Annotated in this window: 15 protein-coding genes; 8 read left to right on the forward strand and 7 right to left on the reverse strand. The window is 37.9% G+C overall.

Going from position 1 to position 23401, the window contains the following annotated elements; all coding sequences use genetic code 11:
• Positions 1-92: 92 nt before the first annotated feature.
• The 3 genes from mmsB to ESZ36_RS11725 all read left to right on the forward strand — a co-directional run bounded on the left by mmsB (position 93) and on the right by ESZ36_RS11725 (position 4514).
• Entirely contained in the window at positions 93-983 is an 891-nt protein-coding gene (gene mmsB / locus ESZ36_RS11715) for a 3-hydroxyisobutyrate dehydrogenase (RefSeq protein ID WP_146787972.1), read from the forward strand.
• A 534-nt stretch (positions 984-1517) separates the two neighbouring features.
• Complete coding sequence (locus tag ESZ36_RS11720) at positions 1518-3719, forward strand: TonB-dependent siderophore receptor (RefSeq protein WP_170235831.1); 2202 nt, start codon at positions 1518-1520, stop codon at positions 3717-3719.
• Between the two features lie 123 nt (positions 3720-3842).
• On the forward strand, positions 3843-4514 hold the full coding sequence (locus tag ESZ36_RS11725; RefSeq protein ID WP_146787978.1) for a Fe2+-dependent dioxygenase: 672 nt from the start codon (positions 3843-3845) through the stop codon (positions 4512-4514).
• A gap of 145 nt (positions 4515-4659) precedes the next feature.
• Here the strand turns inward: ESZ36_RS11725 and ESZ36_RS11730 are convergent, their stop codons facing one another.
• From ESZ36_RS11730 to ESZ36_RS11750, 5 genes are all read right to left on the reverse strand, one after another.
• Positions 4660-6300, reverse strand: a complete 1641-nt coding sequence (locus tag ESZ36_RS11730; protein ID WP_146787981.1) for an AMP-binding protein — start codon at positions 6298-6300, stop codon at positions 4660-4662.
• Positions 6301-6406: 106 nt separating this feature from the next.
• Positions 6407-7822: a coniferyl aldehyde dehydrogenase gene (locus tag ESZ36_RS11735; RefSeq protein ID WP_146787984.1), complete on the reverse strand. Its 1416-nt coding sequence runs from the start codon at positions 7820-7822 to the stop codon at positions 6407-6409.
• Positions 7822-10185, reverse strand: a complete 2364-nt coding sequence (locus ESZ36_RS11740; protein ID WP_146787987.1) for an efflux RND transporter permease subunit — start codon at positions 10183-10185, stop codon at positions 7822-7824. The genes ESZ36_RS11735 and ESZ36_RS11740 overlap by 1 nt, the downstream gene beginning before the upstream one ends.
• 4 nt (positions 10186-10189) lie before the next feature.
• A complete protein-coding gene (locus ESZ36_RS11745) occupies positions 10190-11377 on the reverse strand; it encodes a WD40/YVTN/BNR-like repeat-containing protein (RefSeq protein WP_146787990.1) in 1188 nt (395 codons plus the stop codon).
• 140 nt (positions 11378-11517) lie between these two features.
• Complete coding sequence (locus ESZ36_RS11750; protein WP_146787992.1) at positions 11518-12543, reverse strand: AraC family transcriptional regulator; 1026 nt, start codon at positions 12541-12543, stop codon at positions 11518-11520.
• Positions 12544-12702: 159 nt separating this feature from the next.
• On the opposite strand from ESZ36_RS11750, the gene ESZ36_RS11755 reads away from it, so the two are divergent.
• The 5 genes from ESZ36_RS11755 to ESZ36_RS11775 all read left to right on the forward strand — a co-directional run bounded on the left by ESZ36_RS11755 (position 12703) and on the right by ESZ36_RS11775 (position 19283).
• Positions 12703-14544: a DUF1302 domain-containing protein gene (locus ESZ36_RS11755; protein WP_146787995.1), complete on the forward strand. Its 1842-nt coding sequence runs from the start codon at positions 12703-12705 to the stop codon at positions 14542-14544.
• Positions 14545-14574: 30 nt separating this feature from the next.
• On the forward strand, positions 14575-15936 hold the full coding sequence (locus ESZ36_RS11760; RefSeq protein WP_146787998.1) for a DUF1329 domain-containing protein: 1362 nt from the start codon (positions 14575-14577) through the stop codon (positions 15934-15936).
• A gap of 115 nt (positions 15937-16051) precedes the next feature.
• Positions 16052-17671, forward strand: coding sequence for a GMC family oxidoreductase (locus ESZ36_RS11765; protein ID WP_146788000.1), 1620 nt, complete (start codon positions 16052-16054; stop codon positions 17669-17671).
• Positions 17672-17686: 15 nt separating this feature from the next.
• On the forward strand, positions 17687-17953 hold the full coding sequence (locus ESZ36_RS11770; RefSeq protein WP_146788003.1) for a DUF1145 domain-containing protein: 267 nt from the start codon (positions 17687-17689) through the stop codon (positions 17951-17953).
• A 205-nt stretch (positions 17954-18158) separates the two neighbouring features.
• On the forward strand, positions 18159-19283 hold the full coding sequence (locus tag ESZ36_RS11775; protein ID WP_146788006.1) for a TDT family transporter: 1125 nt from the start codon (positions 18159-18161) through the stop codon (positions 19281-19283).
• A 133-nt stretch (positions 19284-19416) separates the two neighbouring features.
• On the opposite strand, the gene ESZ36_RS11780 is transcribed toward ESZ36_RS11775, so the two are convergent.
• Both ESZ36_RS11780 and ESZ36_RS11785 read right to left on the reverse strand, forming a co-directional pair.
• Positions 19417-21672 (reverse strand): sensor domain-containing phosphodiesterase, encoded by a 2256-nt coding sequence (locus ESZ36_RS11780; protein ID WP_146788435.1) that lies wholly within the window; start codon positions 21670-21672, stop codon positions 19417-19419.
• 290 nt (positions 21673-21962) lie between these two features.
• A complete protein-coding gene (locus ESZ36_RS11785; RefSeq protein ID WP_146788009.1) occupies positions 21963-22745 on the reverse strand; it encodes a phytanoyl-CoA dioxygenase family protein in 783 nt (260 codons plus the stop codon).
• Between the last annotated feature and the right edge of the window lie 656 nt (positions 22746-23401).

Raw genomic sequence — 23401 nt, forward strand, 5'->3', positions numbered from 1 at the left:
TTCTCGATAAGAAATTCTCGACGATACATTTTTATAGATAATTTATTGTCGAGTATTCTTGAATATTATTTTGAAGAAAACAGGAGTACGTCATGGCGAATATTGCTTTTATAGGTTTAGGAAATATGGGTGGCCCAATGGCCATCAACTTAGTTAAAGCCGGACATCAGGTTTGTGTTTTTGATTTATCAGAGCAAGCTGTTGCTCAAGTGGTAGAGCAAGGTGCAACAACAAAATCACAAGCCAGTGATTGTGTTAAAGATGCTGAATTTATTATTTCAATGCTTCCTGCAGGCAAACATGTCGAAGCCGTCTATTTAGCAGAAAATGGCTTAATTAATCATATCGCCAAAGGCGCTTTGGTTATTGATTCATCTACCATTGATTCTGCTACGTCAATCAAAGTTGGTACTGTATTGTTAGAACAAGGTATTAATTTTATTGATGCTCCTGTTTCTGGCGGTGTTGGTGGTGCAATCGCCGGTACTTTAAGCTTTATGGTTGGTGGTAGTGAAGCTGATTTTAATCAGGCTAAGCCCGTATTAGATAAGATGGGTAAAAATGTTTTTCATGCTGGTAATCATGGCGCTGGTCAGGTAGCTAAAGCCTGTAACAACATGCTGTTATCTGTATTAATGTTAGCAACGTCTGAAGCTTTGCAATTGGGTATCAGCAATGGTTTAGATGCATCAGTATTGTCAAATATTATGAGTAGTAGCTCAGGCAGTAACTGGACACTTGATGTCTATAACCCCTGCCCTGGTGTGATGGAAAATGTACCATCATCTAATGATTATCAAGGTGGCTTTATGGTTGACTTGATGGCTAAAGATTTAGGCTTGGCGATGGATACTGCGGTAAAGAGTCACTCATCAACACCGATGGGAGCGTTGGCACGTAGTTTATATGCCATGCACGCTGCCAATGGCAATGGTGCTAAAGATTTCTCCAGTGCGTTTAATCTTTTCAATCAATTAAAGTAATACCTATTTCATTAATTTATTCTTTTGGGAATAATTAATTTTGCTATTACAAACAACTCAAAGGCCGATATATTATGTATCGGCTTTTTAATTTATTCGTGGTCCGAATCGTTAACAATTCATTAGCTAAATCATTACCTAAATCATGACCTAATTCAGAAATAATAACGCCTGCCCTAGTCATAACTCTCCACCCTTTTCTATCACTTATCTCTAAATAATTTCCAAATTATCTCTGTAAAACCATACTTCCACTTAATCTCTTCCACACATTGTGTTGGAATAAGCCTTGCTAAATTGACTCAATTCAATACATATTTCAAACCTAAACCATACTAATCTCCCCTTATTCATTAGCGCTAACTCATTACCCACTAACAATTAATTTAATTAGCTCCCCTAAAATTAGAGCTGCCAACCCCACCTCTTTTGTTAATAAAATAAATTAAACAATTAACACTTGTAAATGATAATGATTACCATTAGGATCTGCGTTCTTTTACAGTTACAATTTTAAACATAATGAATAATAAAATGATAAACAACAAAATCTTAAACATGAAAAAAGTGTCTTTAGGCACAGTACTTATCTCATCACTTGTTAATCAAGTTTCAGCACAAGACGTACCTGATATTGGTTATGAGTCAGACACAATAGAACATATCGCAGTTTCTGGCAGGCCAATGAGTGATATTGACAAACCTTCCACGGCAGCAACCAAAATGGATGTATCTATCAAAGATACCGGCCGTTCTATGATGGAGCTTGATGCTGATGATTTAAAAATGCGCGCCCTGCAAGATGTCAGAGAAGCTTTCAATTATGTTGCTGGTTTTAGAGCCAATGGCCCCGCGGATCGTACCTACATAGCACGTGGTTTTTCAACGAGTATAGACAATGTAATGGTCGATGGTTTACGTTCATTACAAGGTGGTGAAGGTGGTACGGGCTCTAAATTACCGAGTACCTTTAATGCAGAAAACACTACCTTCCTTCGTGGCCCTGAAGCAATTCTTTATGGCGCTGGTGTGGCTGGTGGTTTAATTAATATTACCAGTAAAAAACCTCAAACTACGGCTAGAACATCCATTGGACTTAATAACCGTAGCTATGCATCAAGTGATACCGGTAATTTCAAACGTAATGACACCAGCTTTAACTTAGATAGTACTGGCCCAATAACAGATGAAAGTGTGTTATATCGCGTATTAGCACAATACACTCCTTCAGGTGACCACTTTCAAGATGGTCGAGAAATTGAAGAACTGTTGTTCGATGCCGCTTTAAGTTTCGAACTTGGTGAAAACACCACTATATTACCTCGCTTTGAAAGAACCGATCGTAAACGTACTGGCGGCAGTGGTTATGCCGATGGTGTATTTGAGTCAACATTTGCATCAGGTGAAGTGACTACTTACGGCAAACCTATTAATCGTGGTAAGTATTACGGTAGCCCGATAGATAAAGGTGAAAATGAATCAACAAGCACTAGTGTACTGATCAAACATCAAATAGCTGAAGATTGGAAACTTGCTGCGAACTTCCGCCATAATGAAACCACTTCCAACGCCTTAGATTTGTACATTTCTGATTCATCAGCATTAGAAAATGAAGTAGGTAAAGATCTCGTTAATCGTAAATGGGTATACTCTGCGGGTGATGATAGCTATAACTTATTTGATATTAACTTTGAAGGTAAAGTAGAAACCGGTAGCATTAAACATCATTTACTTGCTGGTTATAACTATCGAGATATGGACATTAAATTTGCGCGTAGTTTTCAAGATAGCGCAGATGCTGTTGGTAAGAATCCAATTTCAGCCTCAAATCCAGATCAGCAAGTCACTGGTCCTATTCCTGATGGTCTTGTTGATAGTCCAGCCAAACCACGCACCCAAACCGATACTAATATTTACTTAAAAGATCGTATAAGTATAGGTAACACTACGATAGCCGCTGGCCTTGCTTATGTTAAACAAGATCAAGAAGAGTTAAGTAGTGGTGAAACGATCGCTTCCAGCTTTGACGATACGCTTTGGGACTTAGGTGTTGTACAAAAAATTAATAGTGATATTAATGTCTTTGCTACTTATAGCCGTGCATATGAACCCGTTAAAGGTCGCTATATTGTCGAGTATGGTAATGGAAAAATAGACTATAAACCTGTTGAAGGTAATAACTATGAGTTAGGAATAAAGGGTGATTTACTTAATAACAATTTAACTGCCGCAGTTACATTATTTGCCTTAGACCGTAGTAACAGCACTAAATTTAATCGAGGTGATGACGGTTGGGAGTTATTGCAACTTGATGGTAAAAGTTTTGAATCAAAAGGCGTTGAAGTTGATGCAGCAATGTACTTTACGCCAAAATTTAATAGTAGTTTAAGTTACGCCTATACTGACGCACATGACACTGTAGGTGACGATAAAGGTGTTCAATCGAATAATACACCTAAACATGCGGTATCACTGTGGAACAACTACACCTTTGATAAAAACATCAGCTTTGCGCTTGGTTTACGTTATGAGTCTGAACGTAATGACGGAGACTATAAAATAAAGAGTTATTTTGAAGCTGATGTTGGTGCGTATTACAAAGCAGACGATTGGGATGCGGCATTGGTTGTTAATAATGTGCTTGATAAAAACCGAGTTGAAGCGGGCGCTAACTGGGTTACGGTTCAGCCTAACACACCTAGAGCGGTTAACTTGTCACTAAACTATCACTTCTAAAAAGCACTTCTAGAATATATTTCTAGAAGTACATGCTAACCAATAACTTTACATTTAATTAGGCAAACACACGTCCTTAATCTGTCAGCGAATAGGCAGATTAAAGAGGCGTTTACAAAAATCATGATCACAAAACTACCTCAAGTTCTTTCCGAAAAACAAGTGGCTTCTATTATTCAATTGATTGAACATGGCAGCTTTACTAGTGGAAAAGATACTGCTGGCTGGCATGCAAAAGCAGTAAAAAACAATCTGCAATGGCAAGGAGAGTCAGAATTAACTGAACAAATACAAACAGGCATACAAGGAGCGTTAACACAGCATCCACAATTTACCAGCGCTGCTTATGCAAAGTCGATGATGCCATTTATTATTAGCGAATCCACCCTAGGTGGTGGCTACGGCAATCATATTGATGATGCACTCATGGTAAACGAGACCGTATTACGAACAGACATTTCATGCACACTATTTTTAACACCTCCTCAAGATTACGAAGGCGGTGAACTGGTGATGAATTTATCAGGAATGGAAATGGCATTTAAGTTAAATGCTGGTGACGCCATCATTTATCCAAGCACCACCTTACATCGTGTAAATCCCGTGACTTCTGGCTCAAGAAAAGTAGCCTTAACGTGGATTGAAAGTCATATTCCTCAAGCGTCACAACGTGAAATTTTATCTGATTTGGACTGTGCCCGTAAAGATATTATGGAGTATCATGGTAAGACGGATGCGTTTGATCGTATCACCAAAACACATGCAAATTTATTACGCCAATGGGCGATGACCTAATAATTTTTTAATAGGGAAAAAAAACGCGTTAACTTAGAAGAGTTTTGTTAACTATTTAATTTAGGTATTAAAGTTGGGTATTAAATGAATATTTCACTTAATACCCGATCAGAAATTCAAATGTTAGTTTACATAAAACTAAAGGTTATCTTAACTCTCTGCGCAATAATTTACCGACACTCGATTTAGGGATTTCATCAATAAAGACCACATGTTTAGGCGCTTTATATGCAGTTAAGCCTTGGCGACAAAACTTGATGACATCTTGTTCGGTAATATTTGTATCTTCTGAGTCTTTATCAGTAACAATGAAAAGCTTAACCGCTTCACCTGTTTTCTCATCATCAACACCGATACAGGCCGACTCTAATATACCCGGCATTTTGGCCACTTCAGCTTCAATTTCATTCGGATAAACATTAAAACCTGAAACATTAATCATATCTTTTATTCGATCTACAATATGAAAAAAACCATGTTCGTCGAGCATAGCAACATCACCTGTTTTGAAATAACCATCATCGGTCATACATTCAGTGGTTGCTGCAACATTATTCCAATAACCCGACATCACTTGCGGGCCTTTAGCACATAGTTCACCCGATTGGCCTTGTTCAACACTATTTCCCATCTCATCACGAATTGAAATATCCGTATTTGGTACTGGAACACCAATACCTGGAACATCTTCAGTGTGATCTACGCTACCAAAATTTAACGTTAAAATAGGTGAGGTTTCTGATAAACCATAGCCTTCTTGCAGTTTAACACCGGTAACTTGTCGCCATTTATCAGCCACCGCTTGCTGAACTGCTGCGCCGCCGCCAATGCAAAGTTTCAATGAGGAGAAATCAACATCTTCAAAGCCCGGCGTATGTAATAAGCCGTTATATAAGGTGTTCACGCCAGTAAACATAGTCGCAGGTGTATTTTTCCAAACCTCAACAAAACTGGCCATATCGCGCGGGTTAGTGACTAAAACATTTTTAGCGCCAAAGCTAAAATAACTTAGCGTATTCGCCATCAAAGCAAAGATGTGGTACATCGGGATAGCAGTGATAACAATGTCATTACCGTAATCAATATGAGCTTTGGCAAATTCTTTATATTGCAAAATATTGGCAATTAAATTGCCATGGCTAAGCATTGCCCCTTTAGATAAACCTGTAGTACCACCGGTATATTGTAAGAAGAGTAAATCATCTTGGCACAGAGCTGGTTCATTCAAGCCAAGCGCTTTACCCTGCTCGAGTGCATCAGTGAAACTGACGGTGTTAGTTAAGCGCTTATCTACAGCAGCACAAGGTAAGCCCTTATTGACTAAGTCATCTAAATCAACAGTGATAATATTCTTAATGGCAGTATTGTCTAAAATTTCGGCTAACATTTCGGTTGACGGGGAGAAGATTATAATCGTATCAACTTGCGCATCATTAAGTTGGTGTTCTAACTCTCTTGGGGTGTACATAGGATTAACATTGACTTGTACACCACCGACACGAATGATGCCCCACATGGCTATCGGGAAACATAAGGTATTAGGACACATCAGCGCCACACGATCATTTTTAACTACGTTTAATTCATTTTGCAAAAATGCGGCGAAATCACGCGATAATTCATCTACTTGCTCAAAAGTAAGTTCAGCACCAAAATTACTGTAAGCGGTGTTCTTCTGATATTTTGCTGTGGTTTGTTGCAGCAAATCCGTTAACGAAGAGTAACGGCTTAAATCGACAGTATGTGCCACATTTTCGGGATAATTGGTAAACCAAGATTTAGTCATGTGCTTTCCTTAAGTAACTCGCTTTGTTTAGAATATAGTAGAACAAGCATCAAAACAAAACAGTATTAAATAGTAAATTGTTGTCGTCATTTTTATTGTTAAATGTCTAACGGATAAATAACTTATAGACAAGTTGATGAATTTTTTTGCCAAACGGTGGAAACAATAGTGATCCCAAGCTAATTCGTCCTAGTGAAAGTACCGCTTTACCATGCGAGAAGGTTTTGAAACCTTCACTACCGTGATATTGCCCCATACCTGATGCACCAATACCACCAAAAGGTAAATCGTCATTGATAACATGGAACGCAGCATCATTAATACAAACACCACCGGCATGAGTATTAAGTAAAATATTCTGCTGAAATGTTTTATTAAAACTGCAAATATACAAGGCAAGCGGTCTAGGTTTACTATTGATATAAGTAATCGCTTCATCAATTTTTTTATAACCAATAATGGGCAGTAACGGGCCAAAAATTTCTTGCTGCATCACGCTCATATCGTCATTAACTTTGGTCAGAATTGTTAATGGCATTTTTCTCGATGAACTATTATGACTGCCTGGAATTAACGGGATGATATTGGCACCTTTGTCTTTAGCATCCGTTAATAAACTATCAATGCGCGCTTTCTGTGCCTCATTGATGATGCAGGTGCAATCAACATTATCCTGAGTATTGGGGTACATGTTTTGATAGGCCTCTTTAAACGCTTGCGTTAGCTCTACTACCTTATTCTCTGGGCAAAAGATGTAATCTGGCGCAACACACGTCTGTCCTGAGTTAAGGGTTTTGCCTAAAATCAGTCGGCTAACTGCGGTTTTTATATCAATGTCGTCATCAATAATCGTAGGAGACTTGCCGCCTAATTCTAAGGTGACCGGTACTAGATTCTCTGCTGCGGCTTTCATAACCAATTTACCAACGCAGGTAGAGCCGGTGAAGAATAAGTGGTCAAAAGCTACACTTGAAAATGCTGCGGCTATATCAGCTTCACCACAAACAATGGCGACTTTTTTTTGAGGAAATTTGTTAGCCACTAATTCAGCCAACAAAATATTGGTATTCGGCGTATATTCGCTCATTTTTATCATGGCGGTATTACCCGCGGCTAATGCAGTGGTTAATGGCCCAAAAGCAAGAAACACAGGGTAATTCCACGGCGCGATAATGCCAACCACGCCTTTGGGTTGAAAAATAACCTTACCTTTTGCTGGTTGAAATAATATGCCGATATGTTTTTTTTCAGGTTTCATCCAAGCTTTTAATTTTTTTATCGCGTAGTTGATCCCCATAACCGTACTAAGGATATCGCCCAGCTTGGTATCATCAGCACTTCGGTGGCCAAAATCTTCGCTCATTGCGTCAATAAAGGCTGCTTGATTATCGACAAGAATCGCCTTTAATTTTGTTAAGTCGCTTATACGATCTTGGTAACTTGGGTAAGTGTTACTAGCAAAATGTTCTTTTTGTTGTAAAAAAGTTTCCTCTAGTGCTTTTTGTGATGTAATTTCAGTCATTATTTTTTAGTCCGATGAGAGCCAATATTAAGTAACCAAGCGATAGCAGGGATAAGAGTAAGTGCACCTAACATGTTAAAAATAAACATAAAGGTGAGTAATATACCCATATCAGCTTGAAATTTTATAGGTGAAAATACCCAAGTGGCGACGCCAATAGCTAAGGTTATGCCAGTAAAAGCAACCGCTTTACCGGTTTGATTTAAAGCGTAGCGGTAGGTCATGTACAGGGATTTTCCTTGACCAAGGGCTTCTTTAACTTTACTGAAGATATAAATGCCGTAATCAACGCCAATACCTACTCCTAACGCAATAACAGGTAAGGTTGCTACTTTTACGCCGATGCCTAATACCCCCATTAAACCTTGACTCATAATGCTGGTTAAAATTAACGGAGTGATGATACAAATAACGATTCGGCCACTTCTAAAAGTGATTAAACAAATAATAATAACGATAGAGTAAACCCAAAGTAACATTTCAGTTTCTGCTTCTTCAATAACCATATTGGTAGCAGATTCAATCCCTGCATTACCCGCAGCCATCAGAAATTCAATGCCCTCAATTTGATTTTCAGTATTAAATTTTTCTACTGCCTTAACTACATTATCAAGAGTTTGCGCTTTATGATCATTGAGGAAAACAAGTACTGGCACCATTGAGCAGTCTTTATTCATCAACCCTTGTGGAGTTTTAGACAAAGAAGCATTGGTCATTAATTGGTTACGGTTTAAACCGTACCATTTTAACGATCCTTCATTCATACCAAAGAGACCAAACTTTGAAACATCAGCGACTGATTTAACCGCTTGAACGCCTGCAACATTGCGTAATTGCCATTGGAATTGATCTACCCAAACCAGTGTTTGATATTGAGCACACTGTTCGATATCAGTTTTGACCATGATGACAAACAAGTCTGTACTGGTACTGTAATTATCAACTATATAGGCATTATCTACGTTATAACGTGAGTCAGGTCTTAGCTCTGGCGCGCCAGCATCTAAGTCACCAATTTTCATCGATTGTGAAAAATATAAACCAAGAATTAGACAGCACATGCCAACAACTAAGGCTATTTTTGCCAGTGGTGGTTTAGCGAAGTTTTTAAATAAGCTTTCTACAATACCTGTTTTGTGGGCAGATTGTTGTGCGTACTTTAAGCCCGCAGGTGAAACACCGATATAACTCATTAAAATGGGTAAAGCGATTAAATTGGTCACAATAATAATGGCAACACCAATACTGGCAGCGATGGCTAATTCTCGAATGACCGCTATATCTATGATCATCAAGGTAGTAAAACCGATGGCATCACTAACTAATGCCGTTATGCCTGCGATATAAAGTGAACGGAAAGCCAGCTTGGCCGAATCAATATTACTTGCGCCGGTTACACTATGATGAATGATGGAGTTAATAATCTGTACGCCATGACTCACACCAATGGCAAAGACTAAAAATGGCACCAACATAGAGTAAGGGTTAATGCCAAAACCCAGTAAATTGAGAATACCTAATTGACAGAACACGGCAAAAATTGAAAAAACTAAAACAGATATTGTGCTACGTAAACAACGTGAATAAAGCCAAAGTAAAGCAAAAGTAATAAAAACGGCTAATACAAAAAAAGCTACAACTTGTAAAGCGCCATCAATTAAGTCACCAACAACTTTTGCAAAGCCAACTATACGTATGCTGACATTTTCACTGCTGTATTTGTCTCTGATTTTCTCTTCCAAAACGCTCGATAATTCTCTGTAATCTAGCGGTAAACCTGTTTCAGGGTTTATGTCTTGTAATGGCGCGATAATAATAGCTGATTGAAAGTTGTTAGCGACAAGCACACCAATTTGTCCTGACTTGAACACATTTGCTTTAACACGTTCAATCATTTCTGCAGAGCCATCATAACCGTCAGGAATAACAGCACCACCAACAAAGCCTTCTTCTGTGACTTCTTGCCAGCGAACATTGGGCGTCCATAATGATTTTAAACCATCGCGACTTATGCCGGGGATGAAGAAAACTTCATCAGTTACTTCTTTTAACGTTTGTTGAAAGTCCGCATTGAAAATATCACTGTCCTTATTATCGACATGCGTATTTTCCACAACAATACGAATGACGTTGCCTAAATCAGCGAGTTCTTTTTTATAAGTTAGAAAATTAGTTACATAAGCATGAGAGCCGGGGATCATTTTAGTGAAACTAGCTTCAGGTTTAACCTTAACGGCTTGTAGAGTTAGCAAGGCGATACAAGTGATGATTATTGTCATCATCAGTGCACGATGTTTAAACACAAAGTTTTCTATTATTTGTTCTAATGTGCTCGGTGAGTGTGAGTTTTTTTTATTAGACATAAGCTTACTCCTTTTCCTTAATCGGCCATTGTGAGATACCGAATTGGCCAGCAAGAATTAACAAGTTTTCTTTCACTACAACACTCGAAAGTGCGGCGCCTGAAGGATGCTTTTTAATATTCAGTGTTGCTAAATTTTCAGGATCGAAACTAACAATTACGCCACCATGACCAACTAAGTAAGCGTTACCTTGCTTAGAAAAATTACCGCCGAGCAAACTAGTACTGCTTGGCAATTTTTTATGCTGCCAATGCCCCCCACCATCAAGGGATACCATGATGTTTCCTTGTAAGCCAAACGCGACAAGTTGTGTTTTATTTTTCGTTGAATTGATTTTGTCAGTGACGGGGTTATTGATAGTATTGGCGAGAATACCGAATAAACTCCCCGAATAAGGTAATGTCATTACCGACCATGTTTGGCCGATATCTGTAGAGTAAAAACCGGTGCCATTTTCACCAACAATATAGAGTTGGTCATCCGATGTAGCTATAACAGCATTAAGATGAAAACTATCGGGGTTATCAAGTTGATTGCTCACCAATTGCCAAGTCTCACCAGTGTCATTACTACTGAGTAATATACCGTAAGCGCCAGTGGCAAATAAGGTATCATTCGACGTTCTAGCAACGGATAGCAGCGGTTTATTCGGTCCAGATTTTAATTCTAATTGGTTGTCTTCAATAGCAAAGGCTAAATCATCAAGTTGGTAAGTTAATTCTTCAAGTTCATCTTCATCCTGAGCTTTTAATATGACTTGCTCTAAGGATTGATATTGCTGTTTCAATTGCGTAATTTTGAATTGTGTTATCTCTTTTCCCGTAAACACTTTGCGCCATGTCGTGCTATTACTATCAACTTTAAGAATAACACCATCATGCCCGACTGCAATTTTGCTACCATCAGAGAGAATAGTGACATCGGTTATAGCAACACTGACAGGCGATTGTTGCTGCTGCCAACTATCATCATTTTGCCAATTGATAATATGCCCACGTTCGCCTACGACTAGAATAGCGTCATTATTTGGCGTCATCGCCATCAGCACACTTTTATTGGCTAATGCACTTGCTTTAGCTGGTAATTCCAATAAATCGGAGGAGCTATTTGCCTGAGCTACATTAAAGAATGAACCCAGAAAAGTAATGAACAATAAGCTCATCACACCACAGTCGATATAGGGTATACGCATAGAAAACCTAATAAGTAAAAAATTTATACTTATTAGTATTGATGAATAAAGTTAACTTGAGAGGTGTTAAACGTGCCAAATGATTATCTTTGCAACACAGCTAATCTTTGAGTTCGTTTTTAGTAGAACTGTTCGAAGGGTTACGTTTTTTTGCTTTGTCGGTATTCACCAGGTGTTTGATTTGTCCAACGTTTAAAAGCACGGTTAAAGTTGCCTACGCTCGAAAAACCAACCAAATAGCCAATTTCACTCAAACTTAAATGTTGCTGCACAATGTAATCCATCGCTAATTTTTTACGGGTACTTTCTAATATTTCTTTGTAACTTGTGCCTTGCTCTTGTAGTTTTCGTTGTAAATTACGTAAACTCATTCCTAGGTCTTCAGCTATGACTGTTTGTGAAGGAGCACCTAACGGCAATAAATCAAAGATTTTATTTTTGATTACATGGCTTAAATCATTTTTATCAATCCTTGCCATGAATTCATCAAGCATTTTTTCGTGACTATGCGTAATTAAAGGGTTGCCACACATTAGCTTTTCTTGTGCTTGCTCAAAATTAAAAATAATAGCGTTTTTATCGCTATTAAATTCTATGTCACAATTGAAAAACGCTTCGAGGTAAGTCACATCATGAACAGGTTTTTGATAAGCAAAACAGATCTTTTCAGGTGAGAAATCTAAAGTTACCAACTCTCTAGCAAAACGGATAATGGTCGCTAAAAAGGTTTCGACTGTTGCAAGTGATAATACCGGACGATTAGTTCCCTCATAAGTAAAAATATTCATTTCAAAAACTAATTGGTTATTACTCTCGTAGGTAACTAATTGGCAAGTATTTGAAACTACACGTTTATAATGAGCTATTCGGTCTAGAGCATCCTGTAATGTGTTAGAAGACATCATGGCATAACCAAGCGCATGAAACATACCGGGATGGAATTGTTCCGCAATTAAAATAGAAAAATCATGTCGTCCTAATTTCTTATTACAATACTCTATTAAGTTATAAAACTTTTCGGCAGCAATACGAGATTCTTGGTCTGTCATAACATCTTGAGAAATATTACATTCTTTAAGTGCCGTTGTAAGATCAATCTGGTGAGCTTCCATTGCCCTTGAAATCGGGATCATCCAGCCAATCAACGTTGAATAATAATCTTGCACTGCGTTTCCTATAATTTGGGACCTATCTATATTACGGGGTTTGCACGAAATGACAACAGGTTGGCACATTTAGCGAAATATTAAACTGTTCATTGTCGTAATGTAATGATGAAACGAACATTACAATAAGTATTATAACGATAATAATAGGCGAATAATATGCTAAATAATAATCACAAAATCAAACCATTAGCTCTGGTTGTCGCTATGGCGCTTAGTGCGTCATCAGCGCACGCTGTAGACTTTAATTTTGGTGAAGACGATGACATTTTATTGCAAATAAATTCTCAATTGGATATTGGTTCAAGCTGGCGACTAGGCGATGCTGACCCACGATTTATTGGTAAAACTAACGGTGGAACTGGCGCTACAAGTACCACAGATGATGGGAATTTAAACTACTCAAAACATGATGCCTACTCGCAAATAATTAAAGGTGTGCATGATATTCAATTAAGCAAAGGGGATTTTGGTGCTTTTGTGCGTTTTAAGTATTGGTATGACTATGCACTTGAAAAGAGTGATGTTAACCATGGCAATTCGAACAATGGCTATATCCCAAATACGCCATTAAGTGATGATGGTTTTGAAAATAATACTAAATTTTCTGGCATCACTTTATTAGATGCTTATGTTTATGCCTCGTTTGATTTAGGCGAAACCCCGGTAGACATTCGCTTAGGTCGACAGGTGGTTAGTTGGGGAGAAAGTACTTTTATTCAAGGAGGCATGAATTCATCAAACCCTTTTGATGTCGCGGCCCTAAGACGCCCAGGTGCAGATTTAAAAGAAGGTATTTTACCTGTTGGAATGCTTTACGGTAACCTTGGTCTCACTGAGAACCTAAGTGTTGAAGCTTTTTATCAATACGAGTGGGAAAAAACTCAAATTGATGGTTGTGGTACCTATTTTTCAGGTGCTGATTTTGCAGCATCGGGATGTAATTATGTTTCAGTAGGCCCTTTAGGAGACCAAGCGGGACTGGCTGCAGGCTTTGTCGCTGAAAGAGAAGCGGATGTTGAACCGGATGACGGTGGTCAATATGGTTTGGCCGCACGTTATTATGCTGAAGAATTAAATGATACCGAGTTTGGCGTGTATTACATGAACATCCATTCACGCCTGCCGCTTATTAATACTGTTCGCACTAGCATTCCCACTGCGACAGGAAATGCAGCCCCCGTTTTTATTCCTAGCGCTCTCGACCCAACAGGCGGCTCTTTATCTGCATTGAATCCTGGTTATGACATTGAATTCCCGGAAGACTTAAAGTTTTACGGGGTTAGCTTTGCTACCAATGTTGGTGGTGTAGCACTGTCAGGTGAAGCCTCTTATAAACCTGATACTCCGGTACAGATCAGCGGTCCAGAATTACTCAACGGCACGTTATCTGAAGCGCCCTTTTTACGCTTTACCCCAAGAGTTACCGCCGTTGGTTATGGTGAAGAGGTGAAAGGTTGGGACGAGTTTGATGTAACCCAATTGCAGATGACCGCTATTCAATTTTTTGAAAACACCATGGGGGCTTCACGAGTCACAGTTATTGCCGAAGTAGGCATGATTTTAACTGATGGCGTTGAAGACTCTGATCAACATTATGGTAGAAACTCAGTCTTTGGGTTGGGGGATTTTGGTGGTGAAAGCGCTCTTAATTGTACCAACCTTGTCGGTGCAGGCGTGTTATCGGGCGATTGTCGCACTGATGGTTTTGTTACTGATAGTGCATGGGGTTATCGCATGCGTGCTGTTTGGCAATATTCTGATGTATTTGCCGGTGTATCTTTAAAACCAACTCTCTCTTGGGCACATGATGTTAGCGGTTACTCGCCAGATCCCGCCCAACAATTTCATGAAGGACGGAAAAACCTAGGCTTTTCTTTAGAAGCAGCATATCAGCAAAAATATACCTTCACCGTAGGTTACAACAACTATTCAGGTGGTAGTCATAATATTCTGGAAGATAAAGACTTAGTCTCGTTGTCATTTGGCATTTCATATTAATTATAGTGTAAACACATTAAGAGAGTCATCATGAAAAAATATATTACAACCGCAAGTTTACTGATGTTATCACTGGTAACGAGTGCTGCATTTGCAAAAGTTAGCCCACAAGAAGCGGCTAAATTAGGTAATACGCTAACACCATTAGGTGCTGAAATGGCGGCCAATGCGGCCGGAACTATCCCTGCATGGACAGGAGGATTAACCAGTAAAAACTCAACTAAAAGTAAAGATTCAGGACGTCCTGAAAATCCTTTTAATCAAGACAAACCATTATTTGAAATAACGCGTGCTAATTTTAATGAGCACAAAGAAAACTTAAGTGCTGGTCAAATTGCGATGTTTGAAAAATACGCAGATTATAAAATGCCTGTTTATAAAACCAGAAGAACAGCCGCTTATTCAAATGATCTTTATGATGTTATTAAGAAAAATGCGACAACCGCAGAACTAGTGCAATCAGGTAATGGTGTCGAAAATTTTGAGACAACGATACCTTTTCCTATTGCACAAAATGGCTCTGAAGTTATTTGGAACCACATCACCCGTTTTCGTGGTGGCACAGCTAAACGTTTTACTACCACTATTCCAGTGCAATCTAATGGCTCATTTGTACCCGTTAAAATGAATGATCAGTTGGTATGGCCTGAGTTTTTAAAAGGCGGCCGTGATGCTAAAAAAGATGACAATATTTTGTTTTATTATCTTTCACAAATTACCGCGCCTGCTCGTTTAACGGGCACCGCTTTATTGGTGCATGAAACCATGGATCAAGTGAAAGAAGCGCGTAAAGCTTGGGTTTATAACTCTGGCCAACGACGAGTTCGCCGTGCACCAAACGTTGCTTATGATGGACCTGGTCAAGGTACTGATGGTTTAAGAGCCTCAGATAACTATGACATGTATAACGGTGCTCCTGATCGTTATGACTGGAAATTGGTGGGTAAAAAAGAGCTTTATATCCCATACAACTCTTATAACTTACTTGATACCACTGCAAAGTATGATGATTTAATACAAAAAGGCCATTTGAATACTGATTATTTACGCTACGAGTTACACCGTGTTTGGCAAGTGGAAGCAACGCTGAAAGAAGGTTCAAGACATATTTATGCGAAACGTACCTTCTTTATTGATGAAGATACATGGGGCGCCTCTGTTATTGATCAATACGATGGCCGTGGTCAACTATGGAAACTATCTGAAGCACATAACATTCAATTTTATGATGTTGATACCCCATGGATGGTTGCTGAAACGCTATATGACTTAGACTCTGGACGTTATCTAGTAACAGGGTTAAGTAATGAAGAACCAACCTTCATGATTTGGGGCAAAAAAGTAAAAAGAAAAGACTTTTCTACCTCTGCACTTAGACGTTTAGGACGTTAATCTCAATGTAATTAGTCTCATAAATAGGGTAGATATTAACCATATATACCCTATATAAAGTGCACATTCTTAAGCGTGTTTTAAGCATGAATAGTAGAAATTTAAGGTAACGTATATGAATAAATCGCAAGGTAACGAGTTTGACTACATTATAGTTGGAGGAGGCTCCGCGGGCTGTGTTTTGGCGAATAGATTAACTGAAAATGGTAAATTTACTGTCTGTTTATTAGAAGCAGGTAGCGATAATAACTCTATGTTAGTCAAAACCCCGGGGGCATTTTCAGCCTTTATGTTTTTGAAAAAATTCAATTGGAGTTTTGATGCTAAACCTAGAAAGGATATTCGTAATGGTGACCCTCTCTTTGTACCTCGAGGACGTGGTTTAGGCGGCAGTTCAGCCACCAATGCCATGCTTTATATACGTGGGCAAAAACAAGATTATGACCATTGGGCAGAACTAGGTAATGATGGCTGGTCATTCGACGATATTTTACCTTATTTCAAGAAATCGGAAACCAATAGCCGTGGCGAAAGTGAGTTACACGGTGGTGACGGTCCCTTACAAGTAACTGATCGCCCTGCTTTCTATGAGATCAGTAAACGATATATTGAAGCTAGCCAACAGGCTGGTTTCAAAGTTACCGATGATTTTAATGGTAGTGATCAAGAAGGTGTCGGTTATTACCAGTGCACGATAAAAGATGGCAAGCGTTGCTCTGCAGCTCACGCCTATTTGTTGCCCGTATTGTCTAGACCTAATCTTACCGTATTAACCCACGCACAAGTGAGTAAGGTACTACTAAAAGACAAACAAGCTTATGGTGTCGATGTTTATGTTAAAGGCGCAAAGAGAACCTTAACAGCAACTAAAGAAGTCATTTTAAGTGGTGGAAGTATCGCTTCACCACAGTTATTAATGTTATCGGGTATTGGTGATAAAAGTGAGCTGACACAACATGGTATTGATTGTGTACATGAACTTAAAGGCGTTGGAAAAAACTTACGAGAACATGTAGATGCCTGTGTATTAGTCAAAAGTAAAAAAACAGATGGTTTTACCCTATCGGTTACAGGTTTGCTGAAAATGGTACCTGATGCCATGAAATATCTCACAGGTAAAAAAGGTAAACTTGCCAATAGCATTTTAGAAGCGGGTGGCTTTATCAAGTCGAATGACAACGAAAACAGACCTGATATTCAATTGCATATGCTGCCGTTATTATATGACGACAATGGTAGAGATTTGAAACTTTTATCACAGCATGGATTTTCATGTCATGTTTGTGTGCTACGCCCTGAAAGTACTGGTACTGTGTCATTAAAATCAGCTCGCTATCAAGATGCTCCAGAGATAGATTTCAACTTGTTTTCTGATAAAGAAGGTAAAGACAAAACAGTATTAATTAATGGTATGCGTCAGCTGCGTAAAATATTAACTGCACCTGCATTAGCACAACATTATGAAAATGAGGTCCATCCAGGTAATGCTTTTGAAACGGATGAACAAATTTTTGCTAAAGCCAAAGAGCGTATCGGCACCGTTTTTCATCCTGTTGGCACCTGTAAAATGGGCAACGATGAAATGGCTGTAGTTGATAATCAGCTCAAAGTTCACGGCATTGATAAACTAAGAGTAATAGACGCTTCTATTATGCCAACACTGACTAGTGGTAATACCAACGCACCTACTATGGCTATTGCTGAAAAAATTGCAGATATGATGCTGACACATTAATTAAGGAAAGAACCCATGTTTAATTTTATAATACACAGTACTAAAGCGTTACTTGCAGGTTTATGGATAATGGCAATACTAGGTTTGGTATCAATATCGCCTCTACCCTCAGAATACCAACTTTATCTTTTAGCCTTAGCCGGTATTGTACTTTTAGTACACCTTATTGAGTTTTTTGCGATGAAAACTAAAGTAAAAAGTAAAAGCAATATTGAAATAAGCTTTGTTCAAACGATGCTTTGGGGTTTTGGTCATTGGCTGCCTTTACTTAAAAGTAAGTAATCGATTAGCTGAATTACTTAACCACATTTAGGAAACTGGATGTGGTTTTTTTAATGGTATTGGTATTACTATTCATGACAACAAAACACCTGTAATCTATTACAATAATAATGAACGAAATCAATAGATTTAAAATATCTTAGTCTGCAGTTAAATATAGTTTATTCATGAATAGACTATTTTAACAAACAAGGAGAACAACGCAGTGGCGAATGTTGAAAATCAACAACCTGAATTAAATAAAGAGATCGGCCCAAACTGGTTTGCTTCTGTAATGGGGACAGGCATTATTGCTAATGCAGCTGTTGGTTTGCCTATGGTGGGTCAGCATCTAGGCCAATTCGGACTTGTGATCTGGGTTATTGCGTCACTTATGTTAATTGTAATGCTGCTACTAAAGACGGTTCAAACAATTACCAACCCTCATATTATCAAACGTCAATTTAACGATCCTGTGATGGCACAATTTTTTGGTGCGCCGCCAATGGCGCTACTAACTATTGCCGGCGGAACATTATTATTTGGACATCATTTTTTTGCACAAGAAACATTGATGGTAATTGCTTGGAGCCTATGGATAATTGGCACAATTGTGGGGATGATGACAGCCGTTATTATCCCTTATCGACTTTTTACTCATCATGAAGTACGTGGAGATGCTGCCTTTGGCGGTTGGCTTATGCCAGTAGTTCCACCCATGGTATCAGCAGCAATAGGGGCGATGTTCATTCCCCACGTTCAAGATACGTTATTACAACAAACCCTTCTCTATGCTTGTTATGCAATGTTTGGTACTAGCTTAATCGCAGCAATGATTATCCTTACCTTAATCTGGGGACGATTAGTACACTCAGGTACTTCAGGCGGCGCACGCGTACCAACATTATGGTTGGTGTTAGGACCACTAGGACAATCTATCACTGCAGCAGGGGCTTTAGGCGCAGTTGCCTTAACCGTTGTTGAACAACCCATTGCGGGTAGTTTGAATAATATGGCTATTTTGTATGGCGTTCCCGTATGGGGCTTTGCATTTTACTGGTCAATTTTAGCAAGCTTTCTGACATTACGTGCACTACGTAGAAAAATGCCTTTTGCACTCACTTGGTGGGCATTTACCTTCCCTGTGGGCACTTGTGTAACAGGTACTACCCAGTTAGCCTTACATACTGGATTGCCTGCATTTGAATGGGCTGCGGTTATTTTATTTGCAGGGCTACTATGTGCTTGGGTTATCGCAGCATTGGGCACGATTAAAGGCCTTAAGACTGGGCATATTATGAAAAACCCGGTGAGCTCTCCTGTCATCATTGCCAAGAAAGGCCCCAGATAATAACGTTTACTATCGGCGTAATAATCTAGCACTAAATATGGACACTCAAAGGCTTCTTAAAAATTTAGTGAGTGTTCGTATTACTTCAATAATATATACGCGCAAAATAATTAACGCTCAGAAGACACAAATATTATTGAAAGAGTGCTCTATTATGTTTATGCCACGCTAAATAATCATGAGTAATCATTGGTTTTGCAATTAAATAACCTTGAATTGAGTCAATATGCATAGTTTTAAGTATCTCGAATTGCTCTAATCCTTCAACGCCTTCAGCAACCACTGAAATGTTAAGACTTTTTGCCAAGCCTATTATCATTTGTACGATACTAAAACCAGATCCATCATCTAAAACTTTATCAATAAAACTTTTATCAATTTTCAATTCTTTAACCGGAAAAGCACTTAAGTGTGCCAAGGAAGAATATCCGGTGCCAAAATCATCTATTGAAAATATGAACCCCTTCTCTTTGAGTTCTTCCATTTGTTGTATCGTATTATCTATATCACCTGACAACATTGACTCGGTAATTTCTAACTTAATTTGTGATGATCGTATATCGAAATCATTAATGGTATTAAGTAACTCGGTTTTTAAAGTAGATGAGTTAAATTGACATTGGCTTATGTTGATTGAAACATTAAAAAACTCATCAATCATATTCTCAGCACTAAGTTCATTAATTAAGAAACAAATATCCCTTAGTACAATATTTTGTAATTGTTGAATTAGCCCATATTGTTCGGCAATGGATATAAACTCACAAGGTGGTATTACTCCCTTACTTGGGTGATGCCATCGAATGAGCGCCTCCGCTCCAACAACCCCGCCTAATGCACTTATTTTAGGTTGAAAATAAGCACAAAACTCACCACAAGCTATCGCTCTAACAATATCAGTTTCAAGCTCAATCTGCTTTTCTAGTAACGTTTGTAATTTAGGATCATAGAAACTATAACTATTACCTCCTTTCGTTTTAGAACGGTACATTGCTGTGTCTGCAAACTTCAATATATTCTCTGTTACTGAGTTTTCAGTATTTATTAAGCAAATACCAATACTACAACTTACTTGAAATGCAAAACCCTCTACTTCAAATTTTTCATGGAATACACTTAGTAGTTTTTGAGCAACTATTTCTGCTTCGATATTAGCTTGTTTATTATCCTCACCAATATACTCCAACAAAAGAATAAACTCATCGCCCCCAACCCTAGCTAAAGTATCAGATGCTCTTATTACTGAGCTCAGTCTTTTAGATAATTCAATTAAAATTTTGTCACCAGCACTATGTCCTAATGAGTCATTAATTCTTTTAAATTTATCTAAATCCAAAAATAATAAGGCACCCGTTTTATAGGTGCGTTTTATTCTCTCTACACACATTTTTAACCTTTCGTTGAGCATTCTCCTGTTAGGAAGGTTGGTTAAGGGGTCAAAAAAAGCTAACTTTTCTACTTCTTTTTCGGCCGTCCTTCGAATAGTAATATCTCTAGCCATCCATACAACATGCCTTTGAGATGGGTTATTTTGATGATAGTGCTCAATAGGAGCAGTTCTTCCTTCAAAGATAATTTTACCGTTTTTAACTTCAAGCTGATATTCAAAAACTTGAACATCATTAGTCTCTAACGTTTTTTCGATTACTGCCATAATCGGCTTAGAATCCTTTTCGGGTAAGACATCTTTTACATTTTTTTTAATTAGTTTACTTTGCGAGTTATATAACAATTCATCAGATGAGCCATAAATATCAGTATATTCGCCCTTTTCACTTAAAATTAAGATTAAGTCTGGCATTACTTTAGTAAAAGCCATAAATTTTTCATTACTTTGCTGCAAATCAACAATGAGTTGCTTAACTTTAAGTGACTCAACATTCTTTTCTAATGCAATGCTAGAAAAGTTCACGAAGTAATCAATTAACTCTAAGTCTTTCTTTGATGGGGCTTTAGGATAACTGTGGTAGATGACAAAGGTACCAAGAATCTTTGATTGTGTTGAAATAATAGGAGTTGACCAGCATGATTTAAGGCCAAAGCTTAATGCAAGTTCTTTTAAATCTGTCCATAAGGGTGATGTTGCAATGTCTTCAACAATTACGCGGGATTTTCGATATACGGATGTCCCACATGACCCTACATTTGGTCCTATATGCACTCCACTTATTAACTGACAATATTTATAATCGATATTTGGTGCTGCACGATGAAAAAGCTGATCTCCCTTTAACGATAAGATTGAACATCTTGCCGATTTATCCTCAATAGTTTCTTCAATAGATAAACAAATATCGTTAAGAATTTCATTTAAAGGCGTACCTAATGCAATTTTAGATAATATATTTTGTTGATGATCTAATAATCTACTTAACTTAACTGTGTCCATGTCCATAGTCTATATTCCATTATAGATTTTAATTAAATTGTTTCTAATCAATAAGAAACATCATAAGCATCAAAGTCTTAAATGCGCTAAAACTGAGATTTATCCTTATATCTCCATGATACATCAAAAGGCAGTGTTTGGCAGGAGAACATCCTTAAAAACACCTGTTTCACACTTATAAAATCAGTTATGTCATTGCGATATAGGCAGGAATACCTGACCATATAATTTGTAGAAAATGCTAGGTCCAACCTGCGTTCAAATAGCTAACTGACTTTATGAGTAATAAATTAACCCTCCGCCTTTAAATCGATAGAATTCATGAATAACCTTGGGTCCTCTATTTTTTCTAGCATTGAAGTCTCAGGTAAACAATCATCATCAACGTAATCAACATAATCACCAGTCGAATCAAAAACTAACATATCCAGCGCTAAACGATCTAATCCGTATATACCTCGATGGATCATGTCAGCCGAAAAAACTAACAAGTCGCCCGCAGCTAACTTAATTTTTTTACCGGTAGAGAGGCCTTCACTACTCACTCTGCCCTTTTCTTCTTGTCGGACATCAAATTCTTCCTCATTATCCCATCGTTTGTGTGTTCCTGGCACCAATTCCATGCCAAGTTCATCAAATAAAGGAATTCGAAAATGCACTACTTGCGTCTCCTGAATGACCTGTTTTTGATCTTCAACGTCATAGTCATATTGACAGTCTCGATGCCAAAAATCTTTTTGTAGAGGATTAACGGGGTTAAAAAATAACTGGGTATTCATAAAAGCTGGATTAGCCGCCATCACAGAATCGACAATGTTCATTATTTTTTTTGAACTAATAAAGTTAAAAAGCTTCACCCGATCGTCATACGCTAAGTACTGACTTCCCGTTATTAAAGAAGAGTTGAACGCTTCTTCTTGATAAAACTGTTCGTTGTCTTTTTTCCATGCTTCATGGAATTTTAATATGACTTTTCTAAGTGCTGAAATTTCAGCCGCATTAAAATAATCTCTAATGACAAAGTAACCTTGTTCGTGATAACTACTATTTAATTGACACCGATTTTCAACCATTTACACCCTTTGCCTCCACTTTAACTTTCTTATAAGAATAATATTTACTGAGCCGCTAACTTTTATGTCAAAAGCTCTAGCCTCAAAGTGACTATTAACGTTGTCAGGAATAAGGGACGATTTTGATATATTAAAGGGCACTCAATAGACATAACTTAGTTAATTCTATCTTAAGAATTATAAGCTATTTAAACTGGCTTTATCACTTAATTCACCCTGCTAAAAATCATCAATTTACTCCGACAATCGAACGCTGACCGTGAGTAACACAAACAAAGTGATATCAAAGGAAGTTATGAAAGAAAAAGAAGGGGAATAACGGGGATAGTAACTAAAGATAAATAATTAAAATATCCTTAGTTACTTTTCATGCTGATAAACCATTTAAGGTGTATCTCATTACTTTAATGTTCCAAAGTACATGATTCAACACTAAGATTTCATTATTTTAATATTGTCATTATGACCAATATTAATTAGTGATGTCATCTTTCATTTTTCGAGCGAATTCATCGGCATGGTCTTTACTATATTGACGTTCAGCTTCGGTGTTACATATTTTTTTACTAATACGTGTACCGGTCACCTTAACGTTTCTACATTCATAACCAGATTTTTTTTGTGCTGCGCTAAGTTGACTATCATCTCCCTGCTTA

Source organism: Colwellia demingiae (genome assembly GCF_007954275.1).
Taxonomy (GTDB): Bacteria; Pseudomonadota; Gammaproteobacteria; order Enterobacterales; family Alteromonadaceae; genus Colwellia; species Colwellia demingiae.